The sequence below is a fragment of the Sphingomonas sp. GM_Shp_2 genome, assembly GCF_026540875.1.
In the GTDB taxonomy this organism is placed as follows: Bacteria; Pseudomonadota; Alphaproteobacteria; order Sphingomonadales; family Sphingomonadaceae; genus Sphingomonas; species Sphingomonas carotinifaciens.
This window is the reverse complement of the sequence record NZ_JALNUQ010000011.1, coordinates 1-24,523: the sequence shown is the minus strand read 5'-3', so window position 1 is coordinate 24,523 and position 24,523 is coordinate 1. Positions and strand designations below refer to the sequence as shown.

Below are 24,523 nucleotides of genomic sequence, written 5' to 3'. Positions count from 1 at the left end.
TTCCCCAACGCCGCACCATTCCGGACGGCATTGCAATCGCGTAGCACCGCGGCTCACGCAGCCGGCAAGGTCGCCAATTGCCTGGTCACCAGCGGCGCCACGCGATCCGCCATGCGACCGATGCCCACCGCATTGGGATGCACCCCGTCGGGCAGCATCAGCTGGCGATTGCCGATCACGCCTTGCAGGATGAACGGGTCCAGCACGGCGTCATGTTCGCGCGCGAGGTCGGGCCAGATGCGGTTGAAGCGACCGGCGAAATCCGGTCCGAGGTTGGGCGGTGCCATCATGCCGGTCAGGATGACCGGAATGCCTCGCCGCGACAGTTCCTCCAGCATGGCCGCCATGTTCGCGCGCGTTTCGGCCGGGTCGACCTGACGCAGCACGTCGTTGCCGCCCAGACCGAGCAGCACCAGATCGGGCGGCGTTTTCAGCCGATCGAGGGTATAGGCCAGCCGACGCCGTCCGCCGGCAGTGGTGTCGCCCGACACCCCGGCATTGACCACCGTCGCATCGATCCCCTGCCCGCGCAGCCGCGCTTGGACCGCATCAGGCAGGCTCTCGCCGCGCTTCAGGCCATACCCTGCATACAGGCTGTCCCCAAAGGCCAGCACCGTCCGCTTCGGCCCGGACACCGGCAGGGCCGCCGCAGCCGTCGGCGCCGGGGTCGCGACATTGGTAACCGGCAGCGCCTCGTCGCGCTGCGCATCGCAGGCCGACAGCAGCGCGGCTTGGATAAGCGCGGCGCCTGCCACATATGGCGTCTTCGTCATCTTTATTCTGGATTCCCCGAAAACATGGTCGCACGCGATATGGTCATCCGGGCCGCGGATGTAAGGCTGACGCTCGGCGGCGCGGCGCCGGTCGAGATCCTGAAGGGTATCGACCTTGCGGTCGCGGACGGCGAGAGCCTGGCGCTGCTCGGGGCATCGGGTTCGGGCAAATCGTCGTTGATGGCGGTTCTGGCAGGGCTGGAGCGCGCGACCTCCGGCCGCGTCGAGGTGGCGGGCACCGACTTCGGCACGCTGGACGAGAATGGTCTGGCGATCGCACGGCGCGGCCGGATCGGCATCGTGCTTCAGGCTTTCCATCTTTTGCCGACGATGACGGCGCTGGAGAATGTCGCGGTGCCGATGGAACTGGCCGGCGAGCGCGACGCCTTCGCCCGTGCCGAGGCGGAACTCGCCGCGGTCGGATTGTCCCACCGGCTGGACCATTATCCCGCACAGCTTTCGGGTGGCGAGCAACAGCGCGTCGCCATCGCCCGCGCACTCGGCCCCCGCCCCCGCATCGTCTTCGCCGACGAGCCGACCGGCAATCTCGACGCCGCCACCGGCGCCCGCGTGATGGACCTGCTGTTCGACCGTCGGGCCGCCACGTCAGCGACCCTGGTCATCATCACCCATGACCCCGCCCTTGCCCGGCGTTGCGACCGGGTGATCGAACTGATTGATGGGCGGATCGCGGCGTGAGCAGCTGGGCGCTGGCCTGGCGGCTCGCCCGGCGTGAGGTGTCGGCGCGGTTCCGGGGACTGCGGCTGCTGTTGCTGTGCCTGTTTCTGGGCGCGGGCGCGCTGGCCGCGATCGGCAGTCTGGGCGAGGCGATCGGCGGCGAGCTTGCCGCGCGTGGGCGAGTGCTGCTCGGCGGCGATCTGGAATTGTCGGTGTCGCAGCGTCTGGCCGAGCCGTCGGAGCAGGCGGCGATGCGGGCGATCGGACGGGTGTCGGAGACCATCCGGATGCAGTCGATGGCGGTCACCGCTGCTGGTGCCACCGCCCCCGTTCAGTTGAAGGCCGTCGATGCCACCTACCCGCTTTATGGCCAACTCACCCTGGGCGATGGGCGCACGGCACGGGCACCGGCGGGTGACGAGGTCTGGATCGGCCGGGCGCTGGCCGAGCGACTGCTGGTGCGGCCGGGCGATACGCTGCGTTTCGGCACTGCGGGCTTTCGGGTCGGGGGGATCATCGCCGACGAGCCGGATCGGCTTGGCGAGGGCTTCACGCTCGGCCCCGTCGCGATCATCGCACGTGCAGGGCTGGATCGCACCGGCCTGATCCAGCCGGGCAGCCTGTACGACACCCGATACCGCATCGCCACCGCCGGCGATCCGGCCAGCGCCGTCCGCCGGTTCGAGCGGCGTTTCCCCACCGCGGGCTGGGAAACCCGCACCCGCGACCGTGCCTCACCCGGCGCCAGCCGCTTCATCGCGCGCATGGGCGAGTTCCTGACACTTGTCGGGCTGGCGGCGCTGGTGATCGCCGGGATCGGCGTCGGCAACGGCGTCACCTCCTATCTCGATGCGCGGCGCCAGAATATCGCGATGCTGAAGGTGCTGGGCGCGACATCAGGGATGGTGGCGCGCATATATCTGCTGCAGGTTCTTGCCGTTGCCGGGGTCGGCATCTTTCTGGGCCTGACCGCCGGCATGGTCGCGGTGCCCCTGGTCGGCATGGCGGTGGGCGCGGTGCTGCCGGTCGCGCCGGGGCTGACCTTTGCCCCCGCCGCGCTCGCGCTGGCTGCGGCCTATGGCCTGTTGATCGCACTCGCCTTTTGCGCAGCGCCGCTGGTCGCCGCCGGTCGCGTGCCGGCCGCGGCATTGCTGCGCGGCGCGCTGGATGCAAGGGTCGGCGGTGAATGGCGTGGCCGCCTCTGGGCGGTGGCGGCGGGCATCCCGGTCGCGGTGCTGGCCCTGCTGACCACCGACCGCCCTGCCTTTGCCGCGGCCTTCCTCGGCGCTACGGCGGCGACACTGGCTGCACTGGTCGGCATCGGCGCCGCGATCCGGATGGCGGCGGCCCGCCTGCCCCGCCCCCACAGGCCGCTCGCCCGGCTTGCGCTTACCGCGCTCCACCGGCCGGGATCGCGAACCGTGTCGCTGGTCGTCGCGCTCGGCCTTGGCCTGACCTTGTTCGTGCTGCTCGCCAGCATCCGCACCAGCATCGACGGCAATATCCGTCGCTCGGTGCCGGAGCGCGCCCCTGCCCTGTTCGCGCTCGACGTGCCACCCAATCGCGAAGGCGAATTCCGACGCACCGTCATCGCGGTAGCCCCCAAAGCCGTCATTGCCACCGTTCCGCTGATGCGCGGCACGATCACCGGCTATGGCACGACCCGCGTCGCCGATCTGGCGACGATTCCGGAGGGGGCTTGGGCGCTCCGTGGCGAGCGCGGCTTGACCTTTGCGACCGCCCTGCCCGCAGGCAGCACGCTGACGGCGGGACGATGGTGGAACGCGGCGGAGGCACGACAAAGCCTCGTCTCGATCGACACGCGTCTTGCGGAGGCATTGAAGCTGAAGATCGGCGATCCGCTGACCATTTCGGTTCTGGGACTGGAGCGCACGGCGCGGATCGCGTCGTTCCGGCGGATCGCATGGGACACGCTGGGCTTCAACTTCGTGATGGTGTTCTCGCCCGGCGCGCTGGCCGATGTGCCGCACAACCTGGCCGCGACGATCGACATGCCTGCGGCCAAGGCGCCGGCGGTGACCAGGGCGCTGCTCCCCCGTTTCCCCTCCACCTCCGTGGTCGAGGTGGGCGGCGTCTTGCAACAGGTGCAGGACGTGGTCGGCCAGATGGCGACCGCGATCACCGTCGCGGCCGGCATCGCCGTGCTGGCAGGCATCGCGGTGCTGCTCGGTGCAATCGCCGCCGCCCGCGCGGCACGCACCTATGACGCGGTCATGCTGAAGGTGCTGGGGGCCACGCGCCGCCAGATATTGCTGGCGCAGGCGATCGAATATGCGGTGCTGGCCGGCATCGTCGGTGCGGTGGCGCTCGTGCTGGGCGTCGGCGGCGGCTGGTTCGTGGTGACGCAGGTGTTCGGGTTCGACTGGATGCCTGACTGGATCGTGATCCTGGCGACACTGGCGGGTGGCGCGGTGGTGACGATCGGCATCGGCATTGCCGGAACGCTGCCGGTGCTGCGGGCCCGGCCTGCCGCATCGCTCCGGGCTTTGTAGAGACGTTTCAACCATTGCCGTCGGAACCCGAGATGGGGTTCGATGGTCCAGCCTTATCCCTGGAGGTGCCGATGCCCTATTCCGTTCCCTACACCGCCGACGCCGCCCGCTACGATCAGGGCATGCCCTATCGCCGGACCGGGCGCAGCGGCCTGAAACTGCCCGCGATCAGTCTCGGCCTATGGCAGAATTTCGGCGGTGACGACGTGTACGAAGTCGGCCGCGCCATCCTGCGGCGTGCATTCGATCGCGGCGTCACCCACTTCGATCTCGCGAACAATTACGGTCCGCCCTATGGCTCGGCGGAAGAGAATTTCGGGCGCATATTCGCCTCCGACTTCCGCACCCACCGCGACGAACTGGTCATCTCGTCCAAGGCGGGATGGGACATGTGGCCCGGCCCGTACGGCGATATCGGCTCGTCCAGGAAATATCTGATCGCAAGCTGCGACCAGAGCCTGAAGCGGATGGGCCTCGATTACGTCGACATCTTCTACTCGCACCGGGTCGACCCGGACACGCCGCTGGAGGAAACCATGGGCGCGCTGGCGCAGCTCCACCGGCAGGGCAAGGCGCTGTATGTCGGGATATCCTCCTACGACCCCGGCCTGACCCGGCGCGCCGCGGCGATCCTGGCGGAAGAGCGCGTGCCGCTGTTCATCCATCAGCCGAGCTATTCGATCCTCAATCGATGGATCGAGCGCGACCTGCTGGCGACGCTGGACGATCTGGGCACCGGCTGCATTGCCTTCTCGCCGCTGGCGCAGGGGATGCTCACGTCGAAATATCTCGGTGGCGTTCCCAAGGACGCCCGCGCCAGCCGTGGTGGGTCGCTGTCCACCCAGTTGCTGAGCGAGCAGAACCTGGCATCGATCCGCCAGCTGAACGACATCGCGCATGCCCGCGGCCAGACGCTGGCGCAGATGGCGATCGCCTGGGTGCTGCGCGATCCCCGGGTCACCTCCGCGCTGATCGGCGCGCGGACCGTCGATCAGCTCGACGATTCACTCAAAGCCGTCGACCGCCTCGATTTTACACCCGAGGAACTGTCGGCGATCGACGACGCCGCAGCGGATGGCGGCATCAACCTGTGGGCGGGGTCGTCCGACATCGTCGACCTGCCCGCCGCACAGGGTGTGCCCGCCTCCTGAGCGCGGCGTTCAGGCCGCGACCGGCATGCAGGCCGGTCCGGCCGGCGCCGATGCCTTGTAGGTCAGCACGAACTCCTGATGCCCGAGCGCTTCGGACTTGGTCTGTGCGCCGGCGGACACCGCCGCGATCAGCGACACGATCTCGGCCCCGACCTCGTCCAGCGTCGCCCGGCCTTCCAGGATACGGCCGGCATCGACGTCCATGTCCCCTTCCATCCGGCGATAGGTTTCCGGGTTCGCGCACACCTTGATCACCGGCGAGATCGCGGACCCGACCACCGATCCGCGTCCGGTGACGAACAGGTTGATATGCGCCCCGCATGCGATCAGCTCGCCGATCTCGGCATTGTCGACGATGTTGGGGAAGCCGAACTTGGGATCGCCCGGCGGCACCACGTCGAGCAGGTACAGCCCCGGCCCCGGCGCCTGTTCGGCGGGCAGGATCACCCCGTCGATGGCGCGGCTGCCCGACTTGGCATAGGCGCCGGCGGACTTCTCCTCCTGGCTGGACAGGCCACCCTCGGCATTGCCGGGCGCAAAGCTGCCATAGCCCATTGCGCGGTAATAACGCTCGGCCTGCTGGACGGACGCGATCAGCGCGTCGGCCACCGCCGGGCTGGCTGCGCGCTCGGCCATGTGGCCTTCGCAACCGATCATCTCGCCGGTTTCCTCGAAGATGCAGGTCGCACCGGCATCGACCAGCGTGTCGAAGGCCCGTCCCACTGCCGGATTGCCGGTGATCCCGCTCGTTCCGTCGGAGCCGCCACAGATCGTGCCGACGACCAGTTCGGACATCGCCATCGGCACCCGCACCGCCTGCGCGTCGGCGATCGCGCCGACACGTGCCACCGCCGCCAGCCCGGCATCGATCGCGCCGCGCGTGCCGCCCGATTGCTGGATCACCACCGTCTCGACCGGGCGGCCATTCTCCTGTGCGTGGCGCGCCAGCGCCTCGCGGTTGAAGCTCTCGCAACCCAGCGACATCAGCACCACGCCACCGACATTGGGATGGACGATCAGCGCCTTCATCATCGCCAGCGCATAGTCGTTGGGGTAGCAGCCGGGAAAGCCGATCAACTGCACCCGCGGATTATCCACCTTGTCCACGATGCGGCGCGCGACATGGTGCGCGCATTCCACCAGATAGACGACGACGATGGCGTCGCGAATGCCCTTGCGCCCGTCGGCACGCAGCCATGCCTCGATCATGCTTGGTCTCCCGCCGCGTCACGCAGATGTGCCGGCATGTAATCGCTTTTCATGTTGTGCATATGGACCCACCCGCCGGGATCGGCCGCTGCCGTCATAGATCCGATCGGCATCCCGTATTTCAAGACCTTGTCACCCGGATTGAGCGCAAACAGCGCCAGCTTGTGGCCGATCGGCACGGCTTGCGTCACGCTCAGCGTCTGGCCCTCCACGACGAAGCTCTCTCCCGCCTCGATCGACCGGCAGCAGACGACGACATTGTCGCTGGGCGACAGGCGGATGGCGGCCGGCGGGATCATGCGGTGGTCTCCTTGGTGGTGGCGGGGATCGGCGCGTCGGCGCGCAACAATCCCTCATGGCGCAATTCGGCCCAGAAATCGGCCGGGATCGCCGCGCGGTACAGGTCCATCGTCTGGTCGACGCGCGCCGCGCTGCCGAGCCCCGGAATGACGCTGGCGACGCTCGGATGCGCCAGCACGAACTGCAACGCAGCGGCAGGCAGGCGCACGCCGTGGCGGTCGGCCACCGCCTCGATCCCGCGCACCCGGGCGATCACCGCGTCCGACGCCGGGCCATAATCATGGTGCAGCACCCCGCCCCCCTTGGTCCCCGTCGCCAGGATGCCGCTGTTATAGGGTCCGCCGATCACGATCGACGTGCCGGCCGTGGCACAGGCGGGTAGCAGCATGTCCAGCGCATCCTGTTCCAACAGCGTGTAGCGCCCGGCCAGCAGGATCGCGTCCAGCGGCATTTCGCGCATCACGTCCAGGCACACCGCAATCTCGTTGACGCCGATGCCGAAGCCCGCGATCGCCCCCTCGTCCCGCAACCGCGCCAGCGCCTTGAGGCCGCCGCCATGGGTCAGTTGCTCCCAATATTCCCCGGCGGCATCGCCATGCGTGTAGCCGCCGATATCGTGGACATACAGCAGGTCCACCCGCCCCAGCCCGAGACGTTGCAGGCTGTGCTCATGGCTGCGCAGGATGCCGTCATGACTGTAATCGTAGCGCATGCGGAAAGGCATCGCCGAGCGGAAGCCGTCACGCTCCCGGTCGTCGGTGATGCTGGCATCCGGGTCCATCAGCCGCCCGACCTTGGTCGATACCACCACGTCCGCGCGGGTGCGCACCGCGTCGCCCACCCGTCGTTCGGACAGGCCCCGCCCGTAATGCGGCGCGGTATCGACATAGGTCATGCCGGCATCCAGCGCCGCGTCAATCGCGGCCCGCGCATCGACGTCGGCGACCGGCTGATACAGATTGCCGAGCGACGCCGCGCCGAACCCCAGTTCGGTCACGGTCAGTCCGGTGCGTCCCACCGTCCGGCGAGCGATATCGTTCACAGCGTCAATCCCAATCGGTAAAGGGTGTTGGCGTTGCGACCCCACAGGTCGCGCCGCTCATCCTCGGAAAAATCGGCGAGCAGCGCCTCATAGGCGCCCAGCGTCTCGTCTATCGTCGCGAACAGGCGATCGGTGGGAAAATTGCTCGCCACCATCACCCGGCGCGTGCCGAAACGGTCGATCACCTCGCGCACGATGTCGGCAAAGGGCGCGCCGACGAACCCCGCACCGGACAGCTTGATCGACACATGCGGCATCGCCGCCAGCCGCGTGATGCCGTCGCGCCACGCCTCCAGCCCGTCCGCCACGATCGGCAAGGCCAGGTGGTCGACGATCACCGGCGTGGCGGGGTGGAGCGCCGCCACCTCCGCCATGCCGGCGAGCTGCGGCGGAAAGCCATGATAGTCGAAGCTGAGGCCATGGCGCGCCAGCAGCGCGTAACCCCGCCGCCACGCATCGTCGCGCGTCAGGTCGCGAGGGTGCGCCGCCCGCCGAGGATCGGTCGGGTGCCAGTTCACCATGTGGCGGATGCCGCGGACCCGCGCATGACCGGCGTGAAAGGCCAGTTTCGCCTCCACCTCCGGATCGTCCAGCGCAACATAGGCGACCATGGCGGTGGGCAGCCCGGTGTCGGCGGCAAGCTCGTCCAGCCACCGCGTCTCGCCCGCCGCATCGCCCGGATGCGCCCCGGCCTCGACATGCACGGCCCCGACGACGTTCCACGCAGCCGCCTCGCGCACATAGTCGGCCGGCAGGTAGCTGTCCGCGATCGGCGCCTTGTCCGCCTCGTCCAGCCACGGATAGCGCAACCGCCCCCGATCCCACATGTGCAGGTGTGCATCCACGAAGGGCGGCCGCGCCGTCATGCGCGTCAGGCCGCCGCCGTCCAGGCGATCACGTCCTGTCGCTGCTCGCCCAGCTTCTCGATACCCAGTTCCACCACGTCGCCGGCCTTCAGATACCAGGGTTCCGGCTTCTGCCCCAGGCCGACGCCGGGCGGCGTGCCGGTGGTGATGACGTCACCGGGCTCCAGCGTCATGAACTGCGATAGATAGGCGATGATCTGCGCCACGCCGAAGATCATGGTGCGGCTGTGGCCGTCCTGTACGCGCGTGCCGTTCACCGACAGCCACATCGACAGGTTCTGCGGGTCGCCCACCTCGTCCGCGGTCACGAGCCAGGGACCGATCGGGCCAAAGGTTGGAAAGCCCTTGCCCTTGTCCCAGGTCGCGCCGCGCTCGATCTGCCAGTGGCGCTCCGACACGTCGTTGATGACGCAATATCCCGCGACGTGATCAAGGGCATCGGCCTCCGCGACATGGTTGGCGCGCTTGCCGATCACCACGCCCAGCTCGACCTCCCAGTCGGTCTTCTTGGAATCCTTCGGGATCACGATCGGATCGTTCGGCCCCTGGATGCAGCTTACCCATTTCTGGAACACCACCGGCTCCTCCGGGATCGGCAGGTTCGATTCCGCGGCATGGTCGGCATAGTTCAGGCCGATCGCGACGAAATGGCGGGTCCCCGTCACGCAGGCGCCGTAGCGCTGCTCGCCCTCGACGAGCGGCAGGCTCGCCGGATCGATCGCGGCCAGCCGCTTGAGCGAGTCCGCGCCCAGCGCGTCGGGGCCGATGTCGCCGACATGCGCGGACAGGTCGCGGATGCGGCCCTCCGCATCGATCACACCGGGACGCTCCGCACCGGGAGCACCGAACCGACAAAGCTTCATATCGAATACCTTCGCAAAACTGCAGAAAAGATCAGGCCATGCACCAGCCGCCGTCGATGACGTGCAGCTGGCCGGTGGTGTACGCGCTTTCGTCGGACGCCAGGTACAGCGCCAGCGCCGCCACCTCGTCCGCGGTGCCCAGCCGGCCGAGCGGCTGGCGGGCGATGAACGCCGCGCGTGCCGCCGCCTCGTCGCCGGTCGCGGCCAATCGCTCGTCCAGCGACGGCGACTGCACGGTGCCCGGGCAGATCGCGTTGCAGCGGATCTTGTCGCCTACATAATCGACCGCCACGGACCGGGTGATCCCAGCCACCGCCGCCTTGGACGCGCAATAGGCGAACCGGTTCGCCACGCCGATCACCGGGCCCGCGACCGAGGCCATGTTGATGATCGACCCCCCGCCCCTCGCGATCATGCCGGGCAGCAGCGCCGTCAGCATATGGGTGATCGCATGGACGTTCAGGTCGAACGACAGGCGATAACCGGCATCCTGGCTGTTCAGCAGCGTGCCGGCATCGACATAGCCCGCGCAATTGAACAGCACATCGACCTCGCCCGCCTCGGCACCGAACGCGGCGATGGCCGCCGCATCGGTCAGGTCCAGCAGCCGCGTCTCGCATCCCGTCAGGGTCGCCAGCGCGTCCGCATTGCGATCGACCGCGACGACGCTGGCGCCTTCCTGTGCGAAGCGTTCCGCCGCCGCCCGGCCGATACCCTGCCCGGCGCCGGTGACGATCGCACGCTTGCCCTTCAACCTGTCCACTCTGCTACTCCTGCTTTGTCTCTCAGCCGGCCTTGACCGACCCGCGTCCGACGATGATCGCGAAGGCCAGCACCACCGCGAAGCTCGCCGCCGACACCAGCACCGCATGGGTGATCCCCGCCAGATCGGATACCAGCCCCATCAGCGCGGTCAGCCCGGCGCCGCCGATGATCGCCATCACGATCAGCGAGGCCCCGATCCGGCGCAGCGGCCCCAGGCCGTCGATGCCGATCGCAAAGATCGTCGGAAACTGGATCGACATGAAGAAGCTGGAGGCGACCAGCGCATACAGCCCGATCGTGCCGCCGATCAGCCCGGCCACCGCCGCCAGCGCCAGCGAAATGCCCGCGAACAGCGCCAGCAGCCGAACCGGCGCCATCCGCGCCATCAACGCCGCACCGGCAAATCGCCCGGCCGCGAACAGCACCAGCGACACGAACAGCGCGTCCGCGCCCGCCCGCTCGCCAAACCCGGCATTCGCCTGGGCATAGCGGATCGTGTAGCTCCACAGCCCGACCTGCGCGCCGACATAGAAGAACTGCGCGACCACCGCGCCGATCAGCCGCGGATGGCGCAGCACATCGGCAAAGCGCCCGCCCTGCGTCGTATCACCGGCCTCGCGCGGCGGGTTCTTCGGAAAGGCGACGAACAGCGCGGCGACTGCGAACGCCAGCACGATGGCGGCAATCCACATATAGGGGCCGACCACCGCCTGCACCTCGCTGCGGTAAAAGGCTTCGCGCGCCGCGGCGTCCATCGTTACCAGCGCCTGTTCGTCATGCTCGATGCCCGACAGGATGAAGAAGCGCCCGATCAGGATGCCGGTGATCGCACCCAGGGGATTGGCCGCCTGTGCCCAGTTCAGCCGCCGCGCCGCGGTCGCCGGATCGCCGAGTTCCGTCATCAGCGGATTGGCCGAGGTTTCCAGAAAGGCGAGGCCCGCGGCGATCACGAACAGCGCGAGCAGGAACAACTGGTACAGGCTGGCCTGCGCCGCCGGGTAGAAGAGCAGCGCGCCCGCCGCATAGAGCATCAGGCCGGTGACGATCGCCGCCTTGTAGCCGAACCGGCGCATCACCATCGATGCGGGCACCGCCAGCAGGAAATAGCCAAAATAGAACACCTGCTGCACGAAGCTGGTGCCGAAGTCGGACAGTGTGAATGCCTTGCGAAACTGCGCGATCAGGATGTCGTTCAGGTTGTTGGCGACACCCCACAGGAAGAACAGGCTGACCGTGATGATCAGCGCCGGCAGATAGCGCTGCCCGCGATACGGCGTGGCGCCCGCCTGCGGCGCATCGGACGCCGCCATGACCGGCATCGCCATCAGCTACGCACTCCCGTCAGGTACGATGCAGATGTCATGAAGGAGCCACGGGATAGATGATGCCGACTATCTCCAACCATGATCGCGCCTCTCCATGATATTTCACTTTTATGCGTGAAAGTTAGCGGGATGTGCGCACCGGCGCAACCCGCCGGCATTCATTCTTCCGCCACATGTCCCAGCAGTCGCGAGATGCGCAGCGTCGCCGCCACCAGCATTTCGCGGGCCATATCCACGCCGACCGCCTGCGATCCGTCGATCAGTTCCAGGAAGGGGATGGTCAGCGCCGCCATCACCTCGCCGCCAAAGCCGAAGACCGGATAGCTGACGTCCGTCACCCCGCGCGCGACCGGGCTTTCCCGCATGTCGCCGCCCTTGGCCCGCACCTCTTCCAGCCGCTTCGACAGCGCCGTCCGGTCTATGTCCGTGCCCCGCGCCGCCTCGATCCGGTCGAGCAACCGCTCCGCTGCGGCCGGTGCCGAAAATGCCAGGATCACCTGTCCCGAACAACTGCGCAGCAGGTCGATCGATGCGCCCAGCCGCAATGCGAAGCCGCGCACGCCGGGATTTTCCTCGCGCGCGATCACCAGCCCCTCGGCATGCTTGGCGACCACCAGGTGGCAGGACTGCTCCGTCGCGCGTGCCAGCGCTTGCATCTCGGGCACCGCCGCCGCGGTCAGTTGCCGGGTCGGCGTCGCACGGTACGCGATGTCGAGGAATTTGTAGGTGATGGTATAGCGGTCGGTCACCGGCGACTTCTGGAGATAGCCGGCCTCCTCCATCACCACCACGATGCGGAACAATTCGCCCAGCGAGCGCCCGAGCGCGCTGGCCATCTCGCTGGCCAGCAATCCTTGTGGATGGTCCGCCAGCAATTCGATGACGAGGAACGCCTTGTCCAGCGCCGGCGCGGCATAGCTGCCCTTGCGTTCCTTTCGCTCCGCCATCGTTGCGCATCCTCCTGCCGTGTCTTTCCTCGGGTAGGCGTTCCGCCGATGCCCCGCAACGACGCTGGTTTGACGGCGCCGGGCCATGTCCATAGTGCCGCCCGGTCAACGGGATGAGGATCGCACATGGCCCAACGCATCTGCTTCGCGCTCGATCTGGTCGACGATGCCGAGCTTATCGCCGCCTATGAGGCCGCGCACGCCCCCGGCGCCGTCTGGCCGGAGGTGGTGGAGGGCATCCGCGCCGCCGGCTACGAGACGATGGAGATCTGGCGCCTCGGTCCCCGCCTGTTCATGGTCGCAGAGGTGTCGGCGGATTGGCCGCGCGCGATCCCCGACCATCTGCGCGCCACCGACGACCGCTGGCAGGCGGCGATGGACCGCTTCCAGCAACGCATAGCCGGATCGCCGGACAAATGGGCCCCGATGACCCGCATCTTCACGCTGGACGGGGCGTGACGCCTCAGCGCCCGGCCTCCGGATCGCCATAGAACAGCCCCCGGCCGTCGGTGCCGACATAGACCCGGCCGGCGCGCCGCGGATCGCCCGAGATGACCCTGTATCGCCCGCCCCAGCGATGCGCATCGTCATCGATGCGTGTCCACGACGTGCCGCGATCGGCCGAGCGCCAGATGCCGCGCACGCCGCCCAGCGTGCCGATCGCGAACAGATGCTCGCGCCCCAGCCCGAACAGTTCGACCGACAGCGCGCCGCTGGCGGGCACGAAACCGGCCCCGCCGTCGCTGCTGTGGAACAGCCGCGTTCCCGCCTGCAACCACAGGTCGCCGCTACGCCCCGGCGTCGCGAGCAGCGCGCTCTGCGCCTCGCGCCCCTGTCGTCCTGCCGGCATCAGGTCCTTGGGCAATCCCCGCCCCGCGACCGGCGCGAAGCTGGCGCCGCCGTCGCGCGATGCCAGCAAACGCCCGCCGTGCGTATCCACGGCCCAGAAGGCGCGCGGATCGACCTTGTCCGCCACCGTCCGCGTCCGGCCGGGCAGGCCGCGCACTGCCTGCCATGACCGGCCGCCGTCGCGCGTCATCTGCGGGATCCGGGTCGAAACCAGCATGGTGGCGCCGTCCGCCGACACGCTGATCGCTGCCTCCCCCATCAGGTCGTCGCGCGCCGGCGGCGACCCTTGCGGCGGCACCCGGACCGGCACCCAGGTCGCCCCGCCATCCTCCGACCGCCCCAACGACGCATCGCGGGCCCGGTCGACATACAGGCTGCCACTCCGCACGATCACATTCGGCGCCCGCCCGGCATAATCCAGCGTGTTGGTGTTCGACAGATAGGGGTTGATGAAGCTGGGTTCGGGCGAGCGGGCCAGGTCGCGGTGGACGAACCCGGCCAGGTCGCCGAACCCCGACACCAGCGGTGCGCCGCCATTGGGCGAGATCAGCGTGATGATCGCGGTCTGCTCGATCCCGCGCACCCACGGTGCCCAGTCGATCGCCCCCTTCCCGCTCATCCCCGCCGTCGCATAGACCGTCGCCCCGGTCGTATAGGCGACATGCCCCGCATCGAACGGATCGATCGCCAGGCCAGAGATCCAGTGCCCGAAATCGGCCCCCTTCCCTTCATGCAACAGGAAGGGCGAGGCAGACACGTCACGCCGGCTGCGCGCGCCCATATCCTCCCAATGCGCCCCATCGTCGCGCGTCACCCACAGCGAGTCTCCCGCCCCGCGCCGGTCGATCGTCGACACCGCGGCAGTGCCGGGCGCCGACCGGGCCACCGCGACGCCCAGGAAGCCGCCCTCGGCGCCGCTAGCGCGCCAGTCCGGCGGCGTGACGTCACGTCCGCGACCGTCACGGCCATAGCGCCATACCGCGCCTGTCTTGGCGTCGCTCGGCCCGATGCCATCGGAATATCCGACCCACAGCACGCCGCGGCTGTCCACCACACCCTTGGCCGCGAACAAGGGCGGTGCGTCGGCCGCCGTCCAGCTTTCCCCACCGTCGTCGGACCGCCACAAGGCGCCGGCGCCCGTCTGTGCCACGCCGGCCCAAATCCGCTGCGATCGCTCGCCGGGCTGCGCGCCCGTCGGATCAATCGCCACGAAGGAGACGCCGCCATGCCCCTCGCGGCCTTTGGGCAGACCAAGACCCTTGACCGGGAAGCCCGGCACCCGGCGCCAGCGCGCGCCCGCATCGTCGCTGCGCCACAAGCCGTCATGCCGCGACCCGAAGAACAAGGTGCGCGGATCGCCCGGGTCCACCGCCAGCCGCTCGCCCAGGCCGCGGCCGGGCTCGTTCCCGCCCATCGCGAACGGCACCGGCACCACCCGCCAGGTCGCACCGCGGTCCGCGGAGCGCAGAATGGCGGCCGGCTCACGCGCGTTCATGCCAGCGGCCATATAGACGACGTTCGGATCGCGCGGGTCGGGGGCGATGCTCTCGATCCCCATATGGCTCGACACCGCATTGTCGTCCTGCAACGGCACCCAATGCCGGTCCTTCGCGTCCCAGCGATACGCACCGCCCATGTCGGTGCGCAGATAGGCCAGGCCGCGCTCGGCGGGGCTGAAGACGATGTTGGGTGCGTAGCCTCCCGCCCCCACGGTGACGTTGCTCCACCGATATGGCGTCGCCGCCGGCGGTTCGGCCAGCACGCCGGGCGCCGTACCGACAAGCGCCAGCGCGAGCAGGCACGACAGGCGTGATCGAAGCTGCATGGTGATCCCCGTTTACCTCTGAGGCGTGTTTTCCGGCTCCAGCGTCGCCAGCACGACATCGTTGCTGCGCATCTTTACCCGCAGCACATGGCGACCGTCGCGCCCGACCTGCACCGTCCGCTGCAACTCCGGCGTATCGCTGGTCAGCGCCTGCAACTCGGCGATCTGCGCGGCGGTCAGCGACCGGGGCGACCCCATCTGCAGATAGCGGGAATGCGCGTCATTCGCCTGATAGCCGGTCCGCCGTACCGCCAGCCGGTAGCGTCCCGGCGTCAGGTGCGACAACCGGATCTCCGCATCGGCCGAGGGCGTGGCGGGCAGCAGCTTGGTGAAGAACGGTCGGTTGCTGATCGTCTGCGCCGGTTGCTGCCAGTTCCACAGCAGCACGCCCGTCCGTCCCTTGTCGGTCGTCGCCAATACCTGATCGTCCGCGCTCGGCACCTCGCGGCCGTGCAGCATGTGGAGATATTTGTACGCGAACCATGCCGGCTTGCGGATGCCCTCGCGGTTCATCAGGCCGAAGCCGCCGTGGAAGGGGGTCGGCGGCGGCCCCGCTTCCTCGAACAGGTCGCTATAGGTCCAATAGCTCATGCCCTGCGCATAGGAGCGCGTCGCGCGCAGCTTGGTCAGGATATAGGGCGCGCTGATATAGCTGTCGTGCACCGGGTCGCGCGGATTGTAGCTTGCGCTCCACTCGGTGAAATAGAGCGGGAGCTTCGGAAATCTGGACGCCGCGATCTGTTCGCGTACCCGCCGTACGTCGCCCACCACCGCATCCGGGTTGGTCGACAGCTTGTTGTCGTCCTCGCCCTTCTCGTCGAGAAAACCGCCGTCCACGCCGTAGGTATGGGTGGTGACGAAATCGATCGGGATGTTCCTGGCCGCGGCATGGTCCAGCAGGTCCGGCACCCAGGCGGCGCCCGCCGTCGCCGGTCCACCGACCCTGAGCGCAGGGTCGATCGCCTTGATCGTCCGCGCGCTGGTTTCATACAGCTCCAGATAGGCCGCCTTGTCGGCCTTCTCCCAGAAGCCCGCGAGATTGGGCTCGTTCCACACCTCGAAGAACCAGCCGCGCACCGCCTCCGCACCGTAGCGGTCGCGCAGGTGCCGCACAAAGGCATCGACCAGCCTGCCCCATTCGTCGATCCGCGGATGCGACGTGTTGCCCTTCCAGTAGAAGATCGTCTGCGGCGATGTCTTCAACAGGCCGGGGGTGAAGCCCAGTTCCACGAACGGCTTGATCCCCCGCGCCAGCAGCGCATCGTACAACTGGTCGATCTTCGTCCAGTCATAGACGATTTTCCCGTCGCGGTTCTGCACCGTGCCCAGCGCATCGGTGAAGATGTCGTGGAACCGGACGTAGCGGAACCCCAGTTCCTTCACCGCCGTGTCGAGTTGCGCGAGGCTGTCCGGCCGGATCAGCGTGCCCGGATAATCGGACCCGACCGACAGATCGAACGAGCGGTCCAGCGGTTCGCCCGCCCGTGCCAGATCGATGTCGATGGTGCGAACCGGCGCCTGTGCCTCGGCTGCGTCGCCCGCTCCGCTCGCGATCGTCATCGTGGCCAACAGGGTGGCCAGGGTTCGGCCGATCATGGAAAGTGGCTGGCTGGTCATGATGGCCCCGGATGATAGGTGGCAGGGCCGGCACCGCCGGCCCTGCGCGTTCGTCAATAGGTGAAGCGCGCCGTGATGCTGACGCGCCGGTCGTTCAATACCGCGGATTGCGGACGGCTGGCGATGCCGTAATAGGTGCGGTTCTCGGTATTGGTCAGGTTGATCCCGTCCACCGTCAAGCCGAAATTGGGCGTGACCGTGTAGGTGATCGATGCGTCCACCTGGCCGCGCGCATCGTTGAAGATCGGCAGGTTGCCGCTGCCGTTCCCGCGCGTGGTGACCACATATTTCGAGCGCCAGTTATAGGCGACGCGCGCCGACAACGGTCCCTTGTCGTAGATGCCGACCAGATTGTAGCTGTACTTGGACAACTGCTCCAACGGCACCGTCAACTGCGCGCCGGTCGTGTCCTGCGCATCCGGGCTCGGGGCCTTGCTGTCGACATAGGTGAAGTTGGCCTGCACGCCGAAGCCCGACAGCACCCCCGGCAGGAAGTCGAAGAAGGTGTTGCCGCCCACTTCGAAGCCCTTGATCTTGCCGTTGTCGCCGTTCAGCGGCCGCGTGACGTCGACGGTGAACGGACCGTTGCCGAAGTTGAAGGTCTCGGTCGAGGTAATGTTGGCGATGAAGCCGTCCACCTTCTTGTAGAACACCGCACCATATACCGAACCCGTACGCGCGAAATAATATTCCAGCGACGCGTCGAGCTGGTCCGCGGTCAGCGGCCGCAGGTTCGCATTGCCGGTCGTCGCCGTACGCAGGCCACCGCCCGGATTGTTCTCGACGATGTTGATGTTCGGGTTGAGCGCGGTGAAGTCCGGCCGCGTCAGCGCCTTGGACGCCGCCAGACGCAGTTGCAGCTGCGGCGTGAAGCGGAAGCGCAGGTTCAGGCTGGGCAGCGCCTTTGTATAATCGGAATCCGCCCCGAGCGGCACGAAGCTGATCGGGCCGTTGCCGAAGATGGGCAGCCCGGTCGCGGGATCGACCCCGGTCTGCGCCTGCGGCGTTTGTGCGGAGAAGCCTGCGGTGCTCACCTTGGTCTTGACGACGCGCACACCGACATTGCCGTCGATCGGAATGGACAGGTCGTCCGCACCGAATTTGACGAGGCCGTAGGCAGTGTAGGTGTTCTCGCCCTGCGTGTTGCGGTCGTTGGGCGCATAGGTGACGCCGTTGAGCAAAGCCTGCCGCTGCTCCGCCCCGACGAAGGGCGCCAGCGCGTTGCGGGTCGCGTCATAGTCCAGAACGATGTTGCGGTTGAAGGCGATCACGCCCTCGGGAATGCCGCGATAGCCGCGATACAGGTCGCCGCCGAAGATGCGCGGCTCCAGCAGCGCATAGGGCGTCTCGGTCAGCCCGTAATAGGCATAGATGCTGTTGTCGCTCACCGCCGACCGGTCGGTGTAGCGCACGCCCGCCGCGATCGACTTGAGGAAGCCGGTGTCGAACTCGTAATTGACGTCGAGCCGCCCGGTATACTGCTTGCCGACCGACCGGCTGACATTGTCCAGATAGCCGCCCGGCACCGCATAGTTCGCCGGGTTCAGCAACAGGCCGTCGCCATTGGTGGGGTCGTTGTCGGGGGTGATGATCATCGTCGGCACGCCGCTGCCGACCTGCTGGAACAGCCGCTCCGCATTGGAATTGAGGATGACGATCGAGCGCTGTCCGTCGGTCGTGCCCCGGATATACTGGAAGTCGCCGTTGATCGTCAGGCGGTCGGTCGGCGTCCAGCGGGCGTTCAGCGAATAGTCGCTGGTCACCGACTTGCGCCGCTCCAGGCTGGTGTTCGAATTGATCGGCACGTTGACGAAGGTGCCGCTGCGGAAATTGCCGTCCGCATCATAGGTGAAGGGCGCGGTGAAATCCGGCGTGATCGGCGTATCGCCGGTAAAGGCGAAGAAGCTGTAGTCGCCATACTGGAACTTGTAGTCCGACCGCACATATTCGCCGGTCAGCAACAGCGTGTCGGTCGGCTTCCATTGCAGGGCCACGTCCACGCCGATGCGCCGCCGGTCGCCCAGATACTGGCCGATGCCCACGCCGTGCGGCAGGAACGTCTCCTGCCCCGTCCGCCCCAGTCCGGCCAGCGTCGCTGCACCCACGTCGGTCGCCGGGTCCAGGCGGAAGAAGGGCTGGCTCGAAATCTGGTCCTGCCGGAACGCCGTCTTCTGATAGGCCAGGTCGACCAGCAGGCCGATCTCGCCGATGCCCGTGTTCCAGCGGTTGGAGATGAGCAGGTTGGCCTGCGGCGTCGTGGTGTCGCGCAGGTCGTAATAGTTGGCGGTCGCGCTCGCCGACATCTTCAGCCCGTTGAAGTCGAAGGGCTTGCGCGTCCTGAGGTTGATCAGGCCGCCGATGCCGCCCTCGATCAGGTCGGCCGAAGGGTTCTTGTAGACGTCGATCCCGGCGAGCAGTTCGGAGGGCACATCCTCCAGGCTCAGCGTGCGCCCGCCGCTGGCGGTGAACACGTCGCGCCCGTTCACCTCGGTCCGCACCTGGCTCAGGCCGCGGATCGCCACCGAGCTGCCTTCGCCGAAGCTGCGCTGGATCTGCACGCCGGTGATGCGCTGCAGCGCCTCCGCCACGTTGCGGTCGGGCAGCTTGCCGATGTCCTCCGCCACGATCGAATCGACGATCTGCGACGCGTTGCGCTTGATGCCCTGCGCGGTCGACAGGCTGGCGCGCACGCCGGTCACCACGATGTCCGCTGCCTCGGTATCGGTGGCCGCACCGCTGCCCTGCGGGCTCGCCGTTCCGGCATCGCCGCTGGGGGGTACGGTACCGCTCTGCTCGGCAGGGGTCTGGCTATTGTCGGATGATTGCGCCGCCGCCGGTACGGTCCATGCCATCAACAATGCGGCCATCGAAGCGGTCGAGTACAAGCGCATCCGATCATTCCGGCGCGCGGGTTCGCAGGCGTCCATCGAGTATCCCTCCTAAAACCTTGCAGCACTTCTCTGTGAGAGCGCTAACGCGAGGCCTGCATAGCGGCAGATAAGGTGTTGAGGAATAGCCACTATGAAGATAAAATTTGATTTCGTCGGTGATCGGCGTCACTTTGTCGGTCACCGCAAAGGGAACGATACCACGCGGTTCGGGGAGAGCGATGACACAGCCGCTAGGGTATCAGGTGCCGACGCCGGGCAGGATGAAGCCGGCTCTGCGTGCATCGAATGTCACCCTTCCATTGGCCCCTATGTCCGACATTATCCGGCCGGTCGCGCAGCGGTCGGTCAAAGCAGTTTTCCGGCGGCTGGCGAATCAGAACTCCGCCGATGCCCACGCCCTTCCGACATGCGAGTTACCGGCATGACCCTGCCCATCCTGTCCCGTCGCACCCTGATCGGCGGCGCCGCCGCCCTGTCCGCGATGCCCGCCGCGGCGCAGACCGGCCCCGGAGACGAGATCGTCGAGCTCTGGCCCGGGCCGCCGCCCGGCGACACCGGTGCGCGCATCGTGCGCAAGGTCGCGGATCAATCGCGCGGGGCCGCCACGCCCGATCGCTGGGTGACGGGTATCGCCCGCCCCGTCCTCGTCGTCCGCCGCCCGGCGCGCCCCAATGGCGCGGCGGTGCTGCTGTGTCCCGGCGGCGGCTATGGCTTCCTGTCCTACGACAATGAAGGCACGTCGCAGGCGGCGTGGCTGAACGCGCGGGGGGTGACCGCCTTTATCCTGCTTTACCGCCTGCCGAACGAAGGCTGGGCAAGCCGCGCGCTTGTCCCGCTTCAGGATGCGCAGCGGGCGATGCGTGTCATTCGCGCGCGCGCTGCGGGCTTCGGCATTGCGGCGAACCGCGTCGCGGTGCTGGGCTTCTCCGCCGGCGGGCATCTGGCCGGCTCTCTCGCCACCCGCCACGCACTTGCCACCTATGCGCCGGTCGACGCCGCCGACCGGCTCAGCGCGCGGCCCGATCTCGCCGGCCTCGTCTATCCGGTCGTCAGCTTCTCCGCCCCCTTCACCCATGCCGGCTCGCGCGACATGCTGCTCGGCCCTGAACAGACGCCCGCCCAGCGCCGCGACTGGTCGATCGAAACGCGCGTCGATGCGGCCACCCCGCCGATCCTGCTGGTCCATGCCAGCGATGACGGGCTGGTGCCGCCCGACAACAGCATCGCCCTGTATCAGGCGGTGCGCGCCGCCGGCCGTCCGGCTGCGCTGCACATCTTCGAGGATGGCGGACACGGCTTCGGGGTGCGCCTGCCCGCGACGCGCTCGGCCAGCGCATGGCCGTCGCTCTTTGCCACCTTTGCCGCGGGTCAGGGCACTTTTCCGGCATGATACGCGCCGCGATTGCCCTGCTGGCCGCCCTGTCGGCGGCCCCTGCCGCCGCGCAAGGCTATCAAAGCTCGCCCGAACGCCGCATCGTGGCGGAACGCGACTGGGGCCAGTGGCTCGGCCCGTTTCGCGCCAGGCTGGTCCCCAGCCTGATGCAGGATTTCGGCGAACGCTATCTCTACGCGCCCGCCAATGCGGCACTGGCAGCCCCGAAACGCGGGGAGCGCCGCGTCGTCTTCCTCGGCGACTCGATCACCGACAAGTGGAACCTCGCCGCCAGCTTTCCGGGCCGGTCCTATGTCAATCGCGGCATCGGCAGCCAGGTCACCGCGCAGATGCTGCTGCGTTTCCATCAGGACGTGGTCGGGCTGAAGCCTGCGGCCGTCGTGATCCTCGCCGGCATCAACGACATTCAGGGATTTCTGCAACAGGAAACGCCCGAACAGATCGAGGCGAACTGGGAGGCGATGGCCGATCTCGCCGACGCGCACGGGATCGCCGTCGTCTTCGCCTCGCTGCTGCCGGTCAACGATTATACGCCCGCCGCCCGCGACGTGGTGAAGGAGCGCAAGCCCGCGACCATCGTCGCGCTGAACCGCTGGCTGCGCGCCTTTTGCGCCCGTCGCGGCTATGCCTATGCCGACTACCACACCGCGCTCGTCGACCGCGCCGGCCTGATGGCGCGCCCCTATACCCGGGACGGCGTTCACCCGCTCGACAATGCCTATGCGCGCATGGCACCGATCGCCGAGGCCGCGATCGAACAGGCGCTGGGCCTTGCCCATCACAGGAGACGATAGGATGCGACGCACTCGCTTAATCGGGGCCGGCCTGGCCCTGCTGTCCAGCGCCGCCCTGTCGGCGCAGACCAACGTGCCCGGCGATCCGCATGCCGGCGATCCCGTTGGCATCGTCGCCGATCCCTGCCCCGTTCATCCGCACCCCGAAGGGGATGGATGGCAGATGTGGAACCTCCACATGCTCACCCGCGATTTCGGCCAGCTCTGTCGCTACGCCGCCGCCAATGCCGCGCTGAAGACCCGGCCGCGCGTCGTCTTCATGGGCGATTCCATTACCGACAACTGGATCAACGCCGATCCCTCGATGTTCGAGGATGGCCGCGTCGATCGCGGGATCAGCGGGCAGACCACGCCGCAGATGCTGGTCCGCTTCCGCCAGGACGTCCTCGCCCTGCGCCCCGCCGCCGTCCATATCATGGCCGGCACCAACGACATCGCCGGCAACACGGGGGCCGCGACGATGGAGACGGTGCAGGGCAACATCGCCAGCATGGCGCAGCTCGCCCGTGCCAACGGCATCAAGGTCATCCTGGCCTCGATCCCGCCCGCCGCCGCCTTTCCGTGGGCAAAGGACAAGCGGCCGGTGTCGCAGATCGCGGCGATGAACCGCTGGCTGCGGGATTATGCCCGTGCCAACGGCCACACCTATGTCGATTACCACACCGCGCTCGCCACGCCCGACGGCGCGATGAAGCCCGGCCTCGCGACCGATGGCGTCCACCCGACGCCGGCGGGCTATGCGGTCATGCGCCCGCTGGCGCTGGCTGCCATCACCAAGACCCTGGGAGCCTCCAAGTGATCGATCTCCACCGCCGCGGCTTTCTCGCCGGCTCCGCCGCCCTGGGGCTCGCGACCGCCGCCCGCGCCGCCAGCCCGATGGGCACCGCCAGGGGGCCGGTACAGGCGACCTGGCCCTCGCTCGTCCAGAATTATCGCTATCCGGACTGGTTCCGCGACGCCAAGCTCGGCCTCTGGTCGCATTGGGGGCCGCAGTCGGTGCCGGAGCAGGGCGACTGGTATGGCCGCTTCATGTATATGCAGGGCCACCCAATGTACGAGCATCACCTGAAGACCTATGGCCACCCCTCGGTCACGGGCATGAAGGATCTGCAGCATCGCTGGAAGGGGGAGCGCTGGGACCCGGATGCGCTGATCCAGCGCTATGTGCGCGCCGGCGCCAAATATTTCGTCGCGCTTGCCTGCCATCACGACAATCTCGACTGTTACGACAGCCGCTATCACGCCTGGAACTCGACGCGCGTCGGCCCCAAGCGGGACGTGGTCGGCATCTGGGAGAAGGCGGCGCGCAAGGCGGGCCTGCGCTTCGGCGTGTCCAATCACGCCGCGCATGCCTGGCACTGGTACCAGACCGCCTATGGCTATGATCCCGTCGGCCCCAGAAAGGGCGAGCGTTATGACGCGTTCCGCCTCCGCAAGGGCGATGGCCGTGGCCAGTGGTGGGAGGGCCTCGACCCGCAGGAACTCTATACCGGCGGCCACGCCGTGCTGCCCGACGGCATCGACAGCATCGAGGCGATGAACAAGTGGCACGATGCGAATAACGGCCAGTGGATCGAAACCGGGCCGAAAGACGATCCCGCCTATGTCACCCGCTGGCTGCTCCGCCAGACCGACCTGATCGAGAAGTACAAGCCCGATCTCTGCTATTTCGACGATTACGGCCTGCCCTTCGGTCCCGTCGGGCTGGAGTCCGCGGCGGACTATTACAACCGCTCGATCGAATGGCACGGCAAGATCGATGTCGTGCTGACCGCCAAGCAGCTTCAGCCGCACCAGCGTTTCGGTCTGGTCCAGGATGTCGAGCGCGGCTTTGCCGACCGGCTGTGGGACGAGCCGTGGCAGACCGATACCTGCATCGGCGACTGGTTCTACAATGTCGCGCGCCTCAACGACCGGTCGTACAAGACCGCCGAACAGGTGATGCAGCGGCTGGCGGACGTGGTGTCCAAGAACGGCAACCTGCTGCTCTCCATTCCGCAGCCCGGCGACGGCTCGATCGATGCGGAGGAGGAAAAGATCCTCGACGGCATGGCGGGCTGGATCGCGGTGCATGGGCAAGCGATCTTCGGCTCGCGTCCCTGGCGCATCTATGGCGAGGGCCCGACGCAACTCGCCACCGGCATGCAGAATGAGGGCGCGGCCAAGCCGTTTACGCCGCAGGACATCCGCTTCACCACCAACAAGGGCGCTCTCTACGCCCTGTTCCTTGCGCCCCCGACCGGTCCGATCACGATCAAGTCGCTGGGTACCGCACGCGAGGGCGCGATCGAGCGCGTGACCCTGCTCGGCGGCGGCCCCGTGCGTCACCGCCGCGACGCCGCCGGCCTTCATCTCGACTGGCCCCGCGCTCAGGCCCCCGCCTTCGTACCCGCCATCCGTATCGACGGCCGCGGACTCGTCTGAACCCCATCATCCATCAGGAAATCCCACCGATGTCTCTTCTCCGACACCTTCTCGCCACCGGCACCGCGCTCGCCGCGCTGGCCGCCACTCCCGCCCTCGCCGCGCCCCTCTCCACCGTCGACCGCAACGGCGCACAGGTCGCGATCGAGCCCTACGCCCCCAACATCGTCCGCGTCACGATCGCGCTCGACCGCACCCTCGCCGACGCCGCCCCCGGACCCGGTCCCAACGCCCCTGCCGACGCCACCGGCTGGGCCCACCGCACCGACCAGTCCGGCGACATCTTCGCCTCCTCCGC

The 24,523-nt window shown here is 68.0% G+C and carries 20 protein-coding genes and 1 pseudogene; 9 read left to right on the top strand and 12 right to left on the bottom strand.

Annotated elements, in window-relative coordinates; all coding sequences use genetic code 11:
- Nucleotides 1-53: 53 nt before the first annotated feature.
- Nucleotides 54-773, bottom strand: coding sequence for an arylesterase (locus OXR08_RS06080; protein WP_267348610.1), 720 nt, complete (start codon nt 771-773; stop codon nt 54-56).
- 24 nt (nt 774-797) lie between these two features.
- Between OXR08_RS06080 and OXR08_RS06075 the strand changes: the two genes are divergently transcribed.
- The 3 genes from OXR08_RS06075 to mgrA all read left to right on the top strand — a co-directional run bounded on the left by OXR08_RS06075 (nt 798) and on the right by mgrA (nt 5,115).
- A complete protein-coding gene (locus OXR08_RS06075) occupies nt 798-1,472 on the top strand; it encodes an ATP-binding cassette domain-containing protein (RefSeq protein ID WP_267348608.1) in 675 nt (224 codons plus the stop codon).
- On the top strand, nt 1,469-3,964 hold the full coding sequence (locus OXR08_RS06070) for an FtsX-like permease family protein (protein ID WP_267348606.1): 2,496 nt from the start codon (nt 1,469-1,471) through the stop codon (nt 3,962-3,964). Before OXR08_RS06075 ends, OXR08_RS06070 begins: the two co-directional genes overlap by 4 nt.
- Nucleotides 3,965-4,035: 71 nt before the next feature.
- Nucleotides 4,036-5,115: an L-glyceraldehyde 3-phosphate reductase gene (gene mgrA / locus OXR08_RS06065; RefSeq protein WP_267348604.1), complete on the top strand. Its 1,080-nt coding sequence runs from the start codon at nt 4,036-4,038 to the stop codon at nt 5,113-5,115.
- Between the two features lie 9 nt (nt 5,116-5,124).
- Here mgrA and OXR08_RS06060 read toward each other — a convergent pair whose 3' ends face one another.
- The 8 genes from OXR08_RS06060 to OXR08_RS06025 form a co-directional block, all read right to left on the bottom strand.
- The gene (locus OXR08_RS06060; RefSeq protein WP_267348602.1) at nt 5,125-6,324 is read right to left on the bottom strand and encodes a UxaA family hydrolase; all 1,200 of its coding nucleotides are present in this window, start codon (nt 6,322-6,324) and stop codon (nt 5,125-5,127) included.
- Nucleotides 6,321-6,623 carry a UxaA family hydrolase gene (locus OXR08_RS06055; RefSeq protein ID WP_267348600.1) on the bottom strand — a complete coding sequence of 101 codons (303 nt, stop codon included), beginning with the start codon at nt 6,621-6,623 and terminating at the stop codon, nt 6,321-6,323. The genes OXR08_RS06060 and OXR08_RS06055 overlap by 4 nt, the downstream gene beginning before the upstream one ends.
- On the bottom strand, nt 6,620-7,666 hold the full coding sequence (locus OXR08_RS06050; RefSeq protein WP_267348598.1) for an aldo/keto reductase: 1,047 nt from the start codon (nt 7,664-7,666) through the stop codon (nt 6,620-6,622). The genes OXR08_RS06055 and OXR08_RS06050 overlap by 4 nt, the downstream gene beginning before the upstream one ends.
- Nucleotides 7,663-8,532 carry an amidohydrolase family protein gene (locus OXR08_RS06045; protein WP_267348596.1) on the bottom strand — a complete coding sequence of 290 codons (870 nt, stop codon included), beginning with the start codon at nt 8,530-8,532 and terminating at the stop codon, nt 7,663-7,665. Before OXR08_RS06045 ends, OXR08_RS06050 begins: the two co-directional genes overlap by 4 nt.
- Nucleotides 8,533-8,537: 5 nt before the next feature.
- Nucleotides 8,538-9,395, bottom strand: coding sequence for a fumarylacetoacetate hydrolase family protein (locus OXR08_RS06040; RefSeq protein ID WP_267348594.1), 858 nt, complete (start codon nt 9,393-9,395; stop codon nt 8,538-8,540).
- A 31-nt stretch (nt 9,396-9,426) separates the two neighbouring features.
- Nucleotides 9,427-10,158: an SDR family oxidoreductase gene (locus OXR08_RS06035; protein WP_267348592.1), complete on the bottom strand. Its 732-nt coding sequence runs from the start codon at nt 10,156-10,158 to the stop codon at nt 9,427-9,429.
- Between the two features lie 22 nt (nt 10,159-10,180).
- Nucleotides 10,181-11,479, bottom strand: coding sequence for an L-fucose:H+ symporter permease (gene fucP / locus OXR08_RS06030; RefSeq protein WP_267348764.1), 1,299 nt, complete (start codon nt 11,477-11,479; stop codon nt 10,181-10,183).
- A gap of 164 nt (nt 11,480-11,643) precedes the next feature.
- Nucleotides 11,644-12,432, bottom strand: coding sequence for an IclR family transcriptional regulator (locus tag OXR08_RS06025; RefSeq protein WP_267348590.1), 789 nt, complete (start codon nt 12,430-12,432; stop codon nt 11,644-11,646).
- 126 nt (nt 12,433-12,558) lie between these two features.
- On the opposite strand from OXR08_RS06025, the gene OXR08_RS06020 reads away from it, so the two are divergent.
- The gene (locus OXR08_RS06020; RefSeq protein ID WP_267348588.1) at nt 12,559-12,891 is read left to right on the top strand and encodes an L-rhamnose mutarotase; all 333 of its coding nucleotides are present in this window, start codon (nt 12,559-12,561) and stop codon (nt 12,889-12,891) included.
- Nucleotides 12,892-12,895: 4 nt separating this feature from the next.
- On the opposite strand, the gene OXR08_RS06015 is transcribed toward OXR08_RS06020, so the two are convergent.
- The 3 genes from OXR08_RS06015 to OXR08_RS06005 form a co-directional block, all read right to left on the bottom strand.
- On the bottom strand, nt 12,896-15,106 hold the full coding sequence (locus tag OXR08_RS06015; RefSeq protein WP_267348586.1) for a hypothetical protein: 2,211 nt from the start codon (nt 15,104-15,106) through the stop codon (nt 12,896-12,898).
- Nucleotides 15,107-15,118: 12 nt separating this feature from the next.
- Nucleotides 15,119-16,702, bottom strand: a complete 1,584-nt coding sequence (locus tag OXR08_RS06010; protein ID WP_346731891.1) for a beta-xylosidase — start codon at nt 16,700-16,702, stop codon at nt 15,119-15,121.
- 74 nt (nt 16,703-16,776) lie between these two features.
- The gene (locus OXR08_RS06005) at nt 16,777-19,575 is read right to left on the bottom strand and encodes a TonB-dependent receptor (RefSeq protein ID WP_240313566.1); all 2,799 of its coding nucleotides are present in this window, start codon (nt 19,573-19,575) and stop codon (nt 16,777-16,779) included.
- A gap of 460 nt (nt 19,576-20,035) precedes the next feature.
- Between OXR08_RS06005 and OXR08_RS06000 the strand changes: the two genes are divergently transcribed.
- From OXR08_RS06000 to OXR08_RS05980, 5 genes and pseudogenes are all read left to right on the top strand, one after another.
- The gene (locus tag OXR08_RS06000) at nt 20,036-21,004 is read left to right on the top strand and encodes an alpha/beta hydrolase (protein WP_267348583.1); all 969 of its coding nucleotides are present in this window, start codon (nt 20,036-20,038) and stop codon (nt 21,002-21,004) included.
- Nucleotides 21,001-21,801 (top strand): GDSL-type esterase/lipase family protein, encoded by an 801-nt coding sequence (locus OXR08_RS05995; protein WP_267348581.1) that lies wholly within the window; start codon nt 21,001-21,003, stop codon nt 21,799-21,801. The genes OXR08_RS06000 and OXR08_RS05995 overlap by 4 nt, the downstream gene beginning before the upstream one ends.
- Before the next feature lies 1 nt (nt 21,802).
- The gene (locus OXR08_RS05990; protein WP_267348579.1) at nt 21,803-22,600 is read left to right on the top strand and encodes an SGNH/GDSL hydrolase family protein; all 798 of its coding nucleotides are present in this window, start codon (nt 21,803-21,805) and stop codon (nt 22,598-22,600) included.
- The gene (locus OXR08_RS05985; RefSeq protein WP_267348577.1) at nt 22,597-24,225 is read left to right on the top strand and encodes an alpha-L-fucosidase; all 1,629 of its coding nucleotides are present in this window, start codon (nt 22,597-22,599) and stop codon (nt 24,223-24,225) included. The genes OXR08_RS05990 and OXR08_RS05985 overlap by 4 nt, the downstream gene beginning before the upstream one ends.
- A 29-nt stretch (nt 24,226-24,254) precedes the next feature.
- Nucleotides 24,255-24,523 (top strand): annotated as a pseudogene (locus OXR08_RS05980) (alpha-glucosidase); the annotation flags it as partial.

Excerpts from the sequence above, each read along its gene's own strand:
- OXR08_RS06000 (WP_267348583.1), top strand. The coding sequence starts at position 20,036 with ATGACCCTGCCCATCCTGTCCCGTCGCACCCTGATCGGCGGCGCCGCC.
- fucP (WP_267348764.1), bottom strand. The coding sequence starts at position 11,479 with ATGCCGGTCATGGCGGCGTCCGATGCGCCGCAGGCGGGCGCCACGCCG.
- OXR08_RS06005 (WP_240313566.1), bottom strand. The coding sequence starts at position 19,575 with ATGGCATGGACCGTACCGGCGGCGGCGCAATCATCCGACAATAGCCAG.
- OXR08_RS06010 (WP_346731891.1), bottom strand. The coding sequence starts at position 16,702 with ATGATCGGCCGAACCCTGGCCACCCTGTTGGCCACGATGACGATCGCG.
- OXR08_RS06075 (WP_267348608.1), top strand. The coding sequence starts at position 798 with ATGGTCGCACGCGATATGGTCATCCGGGCCGCGGATGTAAGGCTGACG.
- OXR08_RS06040 (WP_267348594.1), bottom strand. The coding sequence starts at position 9,395 with ATGAAGCTTTGTCGGTTCGGTGCTCCCGGTGCGGAGCGTCCCGGTGTG.
- OXR08_RS06055 (WP_267348600.1), bottom strand. The coding sequence starts at position 6,623 with ATGATCCCGCCGGCCGCCATCCGCCTGTCGCCCAGCGACAATGTCGTC.
- OXR08_RS05990 (WP_267348579.1), top strand. The coding sequence starts at position 21,803 with ATGCGACGCACTCGCTTAATCGGGGCCGGCCTGGCCCTGCTGTCCAGC.
- OXR08_RS06080 (WP_267348610.1), bottom strand. The coding sequence starts at position 773 with ATGACGAAGACGCCATATGTGGCAGGCGCCGCGCTTATCCAAGCCGCG.
- OXR08_RS06060 (WP_267348602.1), bottom strand. The coding sequence starts at position 6,324 with ATGATCGAGGCATGGCTGCGTGCCGACGGGCGCAAGGGCATTCGCGAC.
- OXR08_RS06025 (WP_267348590.1), bottom strand. The coding sequence starts at position 12,432 with ATGGCGGAGCGAAAGGAACGCAAGGGCAGCTATGCCGCGCCGGCGCTG.
- mgrA (WP_267348604.1), top strand. The coding sequence starts at position 4,036 with ATGCCCTATTCCGTTCCCTACACCGCCGACGCCGCCCGCTACGATCAG.
- OXR08_RS06020 (WP_267348588.1), top strand. The coding sequence starts at position 12,559 with ATGGCCCAACGCATCTGCTTCGCGCTCGATCTGGTCGACGATGCCGAG.
- OXR08_RS06045 (WP_267348596.1), bottom strand. The coding sequence starts at position 8,532 with ATGACGGCGCGGCCGCCCTTCGTGGATGCACACCTGCACATGTGGGAT.
- OXR08_RS05995 (WP_267348581.1), top strand. The coding sequence starts at position 21,001 with ATGATACGCGCCGCGATTGCCCTGCTGGCCGCCCTGTCGGCGGCCCCT.
- OXR08_RS06015 (WP_267348586.1), bottom strand. The coding sequence starts at position 15,106 with ATGCAGCTTCGATCACGCCTGTCGTGCCTGCTCGCGCTGGCGCTTGTC.